Source organism: Leptolyngbya sp. FACHB-36 (assembly GCF_014695955.1).
Lineage (GTDB): Bacteria > Cyanobacteriota > Cyanobacteriia > Leptolyngbyales > Leptolyngbyaceae > FACHB-36.
The window spans coordinates 1-8,316 of record NZ_JACJPG010000596.1; the positions used below are offsets into that span (position 1 = coordinate 1).

Here is an 8,316-nt window from a genome sequence, read left to right on the forward strand (position 1 = left end):
GATCGCCCCCATAAGCGCATGAATATTTTTAGCCACTTGCTGAACAAGCCTGCTCTACCCGCCCCAAAGCGTCAGCGTCGCGGGGTGGAGATTAAGTCTCCGCAAGAAATCGAGATCATGCGGCAGTCAGCAAAGATTGTGGCGACGGTGCTGAAAGAGATTTCTGAGCGAGTGCAGCCCGGAATGACAACGGCAGACCTAGATGCTTACGCCGAACAGCGCATCCGCGAAATGGGCGCGACGCCGAGCTTCAAGGGCTATCACGGTTTTCCGGCGTCGATCTGTGCCTGCGTCAACCACGAAGTTGTCCACGGCATTCCCAACCGCAAGAAGGTGATTCGGGAAGGCGATGTGCTGAAGGTAGACACAGGCGCATACTATCAGGGCTTTCACGGCGATTCCTGCATCACGATCGCGGTTGGTGATGTCTCGTCTGAAGCAGCAAGACTGATTCAAGTGGCTGAAGTAGCCTTATACAAAGGCATTGAGCAGGTAAAGGCAGGCGCGCATCTGCTAGATTTGGCGGGCGCAATTCAAGACTACGTGCAGTCAACTGGCTTCACGGTTGTAGAAGACTTTACGGGACACGGTGTGGGGCGCAACCTGCACGAAGAGCCTTCGGTGTTCAACGTCCGCACCCACGATATGCCCAACGTTAAACTGCGGGCAGGGATGACGCTGGCGATCGAACCCATTATCAACGCAGGGTCTAAGTTCACGCGCACGCTCTACGATCGCTGGACGGTCGTCACAGTAGACAATGCCCTGTCTGCGCAGTTTGAGCACACCGTTCTCGTGACGGAAACTGGCTGTGAGATCCTCACCGATCGGACTCAGGTTTAAATTAAACTACGGCATCCAGCGCCAGTTGGGACGGTTCCAGTCGTAAATGCCCTGGATCTCGTACTCGGCACCGCTGTCGAACCGAATCACGCAGCTTGTGCGGCGCTGCCTTTGCATATCAGAGCCTAGCTCACGGACGCTGACAACCGTGCAGGGAAACCACTCGCGGCTACAGGGTCCCGATTCCTGCACCCATTCCCACAAGCCGTTTGTGACCTCAATGCGATCGCCTACTTTCAGTTTTAGAACGTCGCCTTGCACCGCGTCCTCATAGCCTGCTAAATGTACGGGCTTAACGCGATCGAACCATTGCATCCCATAGCGCTCTCGAATGAACTGTACTGCGCCAGACTCTCTGCCCTGTAGCCAATCGTTTAGCAGCGTAATCTTCCAGGGCTGATTCTGGCTCTCTTGCTGTCGCACAAATTCCAGTAGTGTCTGCCGCTCATCGGGTGTGAGGCGATCGAGTGGATTCTCTGTATCAGTGTCGTCAATTTCGACGATGAGTCCAGCGCTATTTAGAATTGACGTTTTCAAAACTCGCTTGACAATTTGCTGCTGTTCCTCGCTCAGCGGACAATCTGCTGCCTCGCACTGACTCAATGCGGCTTGCAGAATGGCGTCAAGTTCTGGTCCGGTCATGGACGTGTAGGGCTAAGTTAAGCGCGAAACTACGATCGAGCAAACCCACGATCGAGCAGGATCTAGACGAGCAGGCTGTCAAGAACCTTGGCGGACAATTAATTTCTTATTATGACAAACCTTTCGAAAATCGACTGGAGCTTCAAGTAGCTGAGGCAACTCTGTCAGGCAAGGTTTTCTTGCTTCGTTAAGACCACCACTACGGCTGTTTGGGCTGCTTGATTCAGCCAGCGCGACTTAAGCGCTCATACTCCCCCTAAGATAGATTCCTCAATGCAACGTTCTGATTTGTAGCAGGCTCTACCGAAACCACTGATTCAACTCAATACCCTTAAAAGGTGTTTTAGCGCTAGGACGATCGCGTCACACCTTTTTTACCTGGCGAAGGCATGTAGTTGCGCCAGTTTCATTAGCCGCAGGGGGCAGAATCATGGAGGTATCTGACACGGTAAGAGCCGCCAGTGCAGCGGAGAATCTAACCGACACTGAAGCCGTAGGCAAATTTGAGAATTTGACAACCGAGGCACCGCCTGCAAAAACTCAGAACAAGTTTGAGAAGATCAAAGCCGAGAAAGACGGCTTGGTGCTGAAGCACGAGCTAGAGCATTTTGCCAAGATCGGGTGGGAGGCGATCGAAGACGCCGATCGAGATTTCCGGTTGCGCGTGCTGGGCTTGTTCTATCGCAGCGTGACGCCCGGACGGTTTATGCTGCGGATGCGCGTCGCAAACGGAATTTTGCCCAGCAGCCACCTGCGAGTCCTCGCAGAAATTGTGCAGAAATACGGCGACGAGGGCAACGCTGACATCACCACACGCCAAAATATGCAGCTACGCGGTGTGCGAATCGAAGATGTCCCTGATATCTTTCAACGGTTCGAGCAGGCAGGCATGACCAGCGTGCAAAGCGGCGTAGACAACGTTCGCAATGTCACAGGCTCTCCGGTAGCGGGGCTGGAGGCGGATGAACTGATTGACACGCGCGGAATTGTCCGTAGCGTGCAGGACATGATCACAGATATGGGCGCGGGCAATTCTGCGTTCACCAACCTGCCGCGCAAGTTTAATATTGCGATCGCTGGGTGCCGCGACAATTCTATCCATGCAGAAACCAACGATCTAGCATTCGTTCCCGCGTACAAGAATGGGGCGATCGGATTTAACGTGATTGTGGGCGGCATGTTTTCCCCCAAGCGGTATCAAGACGCCGTGCCGCTGAATGCGTGGGTGCCACCCGACGAGGTTGTGGCGCTGTGCGAAGCGATTTTGCTGGTGTATCGCAACCACGGACTGCGGGCAAATCGGCAGAAGTCGCGGCTGATGTACTTGATCGATCAGTGGGGCATTGAGACGTTTCGATCGCGCGTCGAGCAGCAGCTTGGGCATCCGCTAGAGCCAGCCGCTGAAACCGACGAAGTGACGCTAGACAAACGCGACCACATTGGCGTGCATCGACAAAAACAGCCGGGATTGAATTATGTCGGGCTGCATGTGCCGATCGGTCGTTTGTACGCCAACGAGATGTTTGAGCTAGCGCGACTGGCGGACGTGTACGGCAGCGGCGAAATCCGGCTGACGGTCGAGCAGAACGTGATCATTCCCAATGTGCCCGACTCGCGGCTGCACGTGCTGCTGCAAGAGCCACTGCTGCAACAGTTCACGGTCAACCCCGATAACGTGTCGCGCTGGCTGGTGTCCTGCACGGGTAGCCAGTTTTGCGGCTTTGCGCTGATCGAAACGAAAAACCGCGCTCTCGCCATGATCAAGGCGCTAGAGGCAGAACTCACCCTGGCGCATCCGGTGCGGATTCACTGGACCGGATGCCCCAACTCGTGTGGACAGCCGCAGGTGGCGGACATTGGCTTGATGGGAACGAAGGGACGAAAAAATGGGCAGGTCGTTGAAGCCGTGGACATTTGGATGGGCGGCAAGGTGGGCAGCGGTGCCGAGTTAGGCAAGCGCGTGCAGCAGTCGATTCCCTGCGACGACTTAAAGCCAGTTTTGCGCGAGTTGCTGGTCGAGCACTTCGGTGCCCAGCCGCGTCACGACGGCTATTTCATTCCGCCTGCGGCAGCGTTTGATCCAGTCAGCGATGCCTGAGGGATGAATCATGGCGGATGCAATCAAAACCCTCTGCCCGTACTGCGGAGTGGGCTGTGGTTTGGAGGTGCTGCCACCCGCGCGATCGGGTCAGGCAACCCAGCGCGATGCCACAGGCGCTCCGATGTGGAAGGTGCGGGGCGATCGCGCCCATCCGTCAAGTCAGGGCATGATCTGTGTTAAGGGCGCAACGGTAACCGAGGCAATGGACCGCGATCGCCTGAAGTACCCGATGATGCGGGACTCGCTGGATCAGCCGTTTCAGCGGGTCAGTTGGGATGAGGTGCTCGATCGAATTGTGCAGCGAATTCAGGCAGTGCGCGATGCTGATGCCATCTGTATGTACGGCTCTGGGCAATCCCTCACCGAAGATTACTACGTCGCCCAAAAATTGCTTAAAGGCTGCTTGGGCACCAACAATTTTGATTCCAACTCGCGCCTGTGTATGGCGTCGGCTGCCACGGCGTACACACAAAGCTTTGGCTCCGATGGTCCGCCCTGCTGCTACGAGGATCTGGAGCTAACGGACTGTGCGTTTCTAATTGGCACCAATGCGGCGGAGTGTCATCCGATCGTGTTCAATCGCCTGCACAAACACTGCAAGAAACACGCTCACGTCAAGCTGATCGTTGTCGATCCGCGCCGGACGCAAACGGCAGAAGCGGCAGATCTGCATTTGGCGATTCGTCCCGGCACAGATATCGATTTGCTCAACGGTATTGCCTACCTGCTCATGCAGTGGGGCGCGATCGACAACGAATTTATCAACGACTGCACCGAAAATTTTTCTGCCTTTGCTACGGTGGTGCAGCACTATCCACCGGATCTGGTCGCCCAGCGCTGCGGAATTCCGGTGGCGGAGCTAGAGACTGCCGCCCGATACTGGAGCCAGTCGAAGCGCGTGCTGTCGCTGTGGCTGCTGGGTCTGAACCAGTCGATCGAGGGCACCGCCAAAATTCGGACGCTGATCAATCTGCACTTAATGACGGGACAAGTGGGTCAACCTGGAGCGGGTCCGTTTTCGCTCACGGGGCAGCCGAACGCAATGGGCGGTCGAGAAGTTGGCGGATCGGCAACGCAGCTTCCGGGCTATCGGTTTGTCAACAATCCTGTCCATCGGGCTGAGGTCGAGCGCTTTTGGCAGTTGCCCCCCGGACGCATCTCACCGCGCCACGGTCGCACCGCTTGGGAAATCATCACAGGCTTAGAGGCAGGTGAGGTAGAGGTGCTGTGGATTGCCGCCACAAATCCCGCCGTCAGCCTTCCCGATTTGGCACGATCGCACGCTGCTCTGCGCCGATCTCCGTTCACGATCTATCAGGAGGCATACTATCCGACGGAAACCGCCGCCTTCGCGCATGTGCTGCTTCCTGCCGCTCCGTGGGGCGAGAAAACTGGGACGATGACCAACTCCGAACGAGTCGTCACGCTTTGCTCCGCTTTTCGTTCCCCGATCGGCGAAGCTCGTCCCGACTGGAAAATCTTTGCGGAAGTCGGGCGGCGGTTAGGCTTTGCCGATCAGTTTCCATACACGGACGCCGCTGAAGTCTATGCCGAATTCGTCCAGTTCACCCGCGGTCGCCCCTGCGACATGAGCAGCATTAGTCACGATCGTCTGCGGCATCAGGGTCCAGTTCAGTGGGGCAACTCAGACAGAAATGTTGAATTAGGAATGATGAATGATGAATTAGCGGACTCAATTCAAAATTCAAAATCCAAAGCTCAACATTCCCCTCGTCTCTACACCGATCGCCGCTTCCCCACGCCTACTGGACGCGCCCGCTTCGCGGCCTATCACGCTCGCGGCTTAGCGGAACCACCCGACGAGGCGTATCCGTTTGTGCTGATTACGGGGCGGGTGTATGGGCACTGGCACACGCAAACGCGCACGGGGCGGATTGAGAAACTGCGCCAGATGTATCCCCAACCGTGGTTGGAAGTCCATCCGATCGACGCGAAGCATTTCGGTGTGCAGACGGGCGATCTTGTGGAGGTGCGATCGCGGCGCGGGATGGCGCAGTTTCCGGTCCGAGTGACTGAGGCGATCGCGCCTCGCACGCTATTTGTGCCGATGCACTGGGGCGCACTCTGGGCGGACGGTGGAGAAGCAAACGCTCTGACTCACGCCGATGCCTGTCCTGACTCACTGCAACCCGAACTCAAAACCTGTGCCGTGCAGCTGCTGCGGGTTCCGACTGAGCCACTCGCTGTTGAATTGCGACCAGTTGCCTCTGCTCAAGCGGGTACCTCATCTTCGCTGTCTCCGGAACTCTCATCCAGTAAGACTCATCGCTAACCGCTAATCGCTATAAAATTCAACTAGCCACTCTGAGCTAGTTGAACCGCATGAGCGACGCTACCGAAACCATTTTCAGCAAAATTATCCGCAAAGAAATTCCCGCCGAGATTGTCTACGAGGACAATCTGGCGATCGCCTTCAAAGACATTGCGCCCCAAGCGCCCGTGCACATTTTAGTCATTCCGAAGCAGCCGATCGCTCAACTCTCCGACGCCGAATCAAAAGACCATGCGCTTATGGGACATTTGCTGCTTACCGCCAAGCGGGTTGCCGACCAAGCTGGCCTCAGCAACGGTTATCGCCTTGTGATTAACAACGGATTAGATGGCGGACAAACCGTAAACCATCTGCATCTACACATTCTTGGCGGTCGCCCATTGAGCTGGCCCCCCGGCTGACCTCGTTCTCACTCCCGTCTCGCAACTCGTTAGAATAGATTCAGATTCGGAGGAAGTCCAACGGTTTACACACGCCCCCTCGCTCGTTTAATCGAGCATCTTCAACATCTCCCCGGTATTGGTCCCAAGTCTGCTCAGCGGCTTGCGTTACACATTCTGAAGCGCCCAGAGGAAGAAGTGAAAGCTCTGGCGATGGCGCTCGTGGAAGCGAAGTCGCAGGTGGGCTACTGTTCTGTCTGTTTTCATTTGTCAGCAGAACCCGTGTGTGAGATTTGTCGCGGTCCCAACCGGGAAAGCGCAACCCTCTGCGTCGTAGCGGATTCCAGAGACGTGATTGCTTTGGAGAAAACCCGCGAGTACCGAGGCAAGTATCACGTTTTGGGCGGGCTGATTTCGCCGATGGATGGCGTCGGTCCCGACCAACTGCACATCACTCAACTGATGCGCCGTGTGCAGCAGCAAAAAATTGACGAAGTCATTATCGCCATTAGCCCCAGCGTGGAGGGCGAAACTACAACGCTGTATGTGGGTCAACTGCTCAAGCCGTTCACCAAAGTCACCCGCATTGCCTTCGGGTTGCCCATGGGTGGTGACTTAGAGTATGCCGATGAAGTTACGCTGGCACGAGCGCTGGAAGGGCGGCGGGAATTGGATTAAACGGGTTAAAGATTGGAAGAAAGACTGGGAGGACGACCGCCCTCCCAATGAACGCTAGTCATGAACGATGAATCACTTCTTGCCGTACAGCGCTGCGCTTGATTGCAGTCATTTTTAGCGCAGGTTGGGTGGCTGGTTTCAGCGGCTGTGCGCGATCGATCATCTGCAGACCATCCATCACCGCTTCCCGCACGATCGGGTCCTCTTCGCGACTGATTAACAGACGGAAGCAGTCCACAATGGTTCGGCGCTGCAACGGGTTATCTCGCATGTCAGGAACGGTTGTGATGAGCTGCCGCACTGCAATTAGCCGTTGCAGTGCATCCTCATGCGTCAGGTCTGAAATCGCGCGCTGAAGGTTCTGCTGCTTCCGCTCCGTCTGACGGCTGACCTGCTGCCACACGAGTAATAGCAGCACTGCTAGCGTTCCGACGCCCTGTAAAATTGCACCGGACGCGACCCAGTGGCTGTCCGACTCCAGCCAAACCGAGGCTGCCAAATACGTTGTTAGCGCTGCCAGTCCACCACCGCCGATCGCCAGCGACACTGGCTGATTCCAGCCGCTAAGAAACTTGCGAACGTTCGCTAAGGGAAGGTCTAGCTTCCAGTCGTGCATGACGTAAATCAGCATCATGATGGCGACACCCGCCCCGGTTGCTAGCACTAATCTGCCGTTCCAGTACAGTAGGGCAACGCTGCCAAGTGTCAACAGCAGCCATCCACTCGATTGTGACCAGCGCTGAATTGGCATGCGCCGTAGCTCGATCGCTAAGTCCGGCAGCGGTGCCGTTTGGATCAGATTTATCAACAGTCGCCACTGAAATGAAGAAGCCTTTGCCACGGTGCTGACCTGTGGGGAAGTTATTCTTTGTACGTTAATAGGATACCTGCACTGGGGGACTGAGGACGCCTGACGTGTTAATTAATTCGTGAAGTTAACCGCACTACGCTTGACCTAAGCGGCGGTAGACTCCCTTGAGCAATAGCCCTGCTGCGCCTAGCTTCAGCGCTTCCAAACTCCAGTAGCCTGCGTGCAGCAGGTTCATCTCAGCGGGCGTTTCCAACGTGGGAGCAAATAAATTCAGTTGCAGTCCTAGCGCACTCATGTGTGGCGTCAGGCTATAGGTGTAAGCGAGGGCAATGCCCAGTAGGAGCGAGGCAAGCAGAACCGGAGTTTGAGCCGTGCTCTCCATTGGTTTCTGAGTCAGGCGCAGCGCTAACGCACCCGTTAGCACGATCGCAGCGCTCACAAGCTCAACTCGGTTGAACACCCAGAACAGGGAATAGCCTGCTGTAATGAATTCAGGCTGTGACAGCATTCCAGAGATGTACATCGTGGGCATCATGACCAAGTCTAAGATCAGGCTGCCACCTAACCA

General features: G+C 56.0%; 7 protein-coding genes and 1 pseudogene. 5 read left to right on the forward strand and 3 right to left on the reverse strand.

Annotated features, from left to right (window positions below):
- Positions 1–18 precede the first annotated feature (18 nt).
- Positions 19–843: a type I methionyl aminopeptidase gene (gene map / locus H6F43_RS17560; protein WP_190344015.1), complete on the forward strand. Its 825-nt coding sequence runs from the start codon at positions 19–21 to the stop codon at positions 841–843.
- Positions 844–849: 6 nt separating this feature from the next.
- Here map and H6F43_RS17565 read toward each other — a convergent pair whose 3' ends face one another.
- On the reverse strand, positions 850–1,485 hold the full coding sequence (locus H6F43_RS17565) for a hypothetical protein (RefSeq protein WP_190344009.1): 636 nt from the start codon (positions 1,483–1,485) through the stop codon (positions 850–852).
- A 430-nt stretch (positions 1,486–1,915) separates the two neighbouring features.
- Between H6F43_RS17565 and H6F43_RS17570 the strand changes: the two genes are divergently transcribed.
- The 4 genes and pseudogenes from H6F43_RS17570 to recR form a co-directional block, all read left to right on the forward strand.
- Entirely contained in the window at positions 1,916–3,583 is a 1,668-nt protein-coding gene (locus tag H6F43_RS17570; RefSeq protein ID WP_190344010.1) for a ferredoxin--nitrite reductase, read from the forward strand.
- Between the two features lie 10 nt (positions 3,584–3,593).
- On the forward strand, positions 3,594–5,879 hold the full coding sequence (locus H6F43_RS17575) for a nitrate reductase (protein ID WP_190344011.1): 2,286 nt from the start codon (positions 3,594–3,596) through the stop codon (positions 5,877–5,879).
- A gap of 50 nt (positions 5,880–5,929) precedes the next feature.
- Complete coding sequence (locus H6F43_RS17580; protein ID WP_190344012.1) at positions 5,930–6,280, forward strand: histidine triad nucleotide-binding protein; 351 nt, start codon at positions 5,930–5,932, stop codon at positions 6,278–6,280.
- A gap of 60 nt (positions 6,281–6,340) precedes the next feature.
- Positions 6,341–6,937, forward strand: a pseudogene (gene recR, locus H6F43_RS17585) (recombination mediator RecR); the annotation flags it as partial.
- Between the two features lie 58 nt (positions 6,938–6,995).
- Here recR and H6F43_RS17590 read toward each other — a convergent pair.
- Positions 6,996–7,778, reverse strand: a complete 783-nt coding sequence (locus H6F43_RS17590; RefSeq protein ID WP_190344013.1) for a hypothetical protein — start codon at positions 7,776–7,778, stop codon at positions 6,996–6,998.
- A gap of 103 nt (positions 7,779–7,881) precedes the next feature.
- On the reverse strand, positions 7,882–8,316 hold a 435-nt coding region (locus H6F43_RS17595), incomplete at its 5' end, for a DUF4149 domain-containing protein (RefSeq protein WP_190344014.1).

What these genes read in the sequence shown, in the direction of transcription:
- H6F43_RS17575 (WP_190344011.1), top strand. Translation starts at nt 3,594, where the DNA reads ATGGCGGATGCAATCAAAACCCTCTGCCCGTACTGCGGAGTGGGCTGT.
- H6F43_RS17580 (WP_190344012.1), top strand. Translation starts at nt 5,930, where the DNA reads ATGAGCGACGCTACCGAAACCATTTTCAGCAAAATTATCCGCAAAGAA.
- map (WP_190344015.1), top strand. Translation starts at nt 19, where the DNA reads ATGAATATTTTTAGCCACTTGCTGAACAAGCCTGCTCTACCCGCCCCA.
- H6F43_RS17565 (WP_190344009.1), bottom strand. Translation starts at nt 1,485, where the DNA reads ATGACCGGACCAGAACTTGACGCCATTCTGCAAGCCGCATTGAGTCAG.
- H6F43_RS17570 (WP_190344010.1), top strand. Translation starts at nt 1,916, where the DNA reads ATGGAGGTATCTGACACGGTAAGAGCCGCCAGTGCAGCGGAGAATCTA.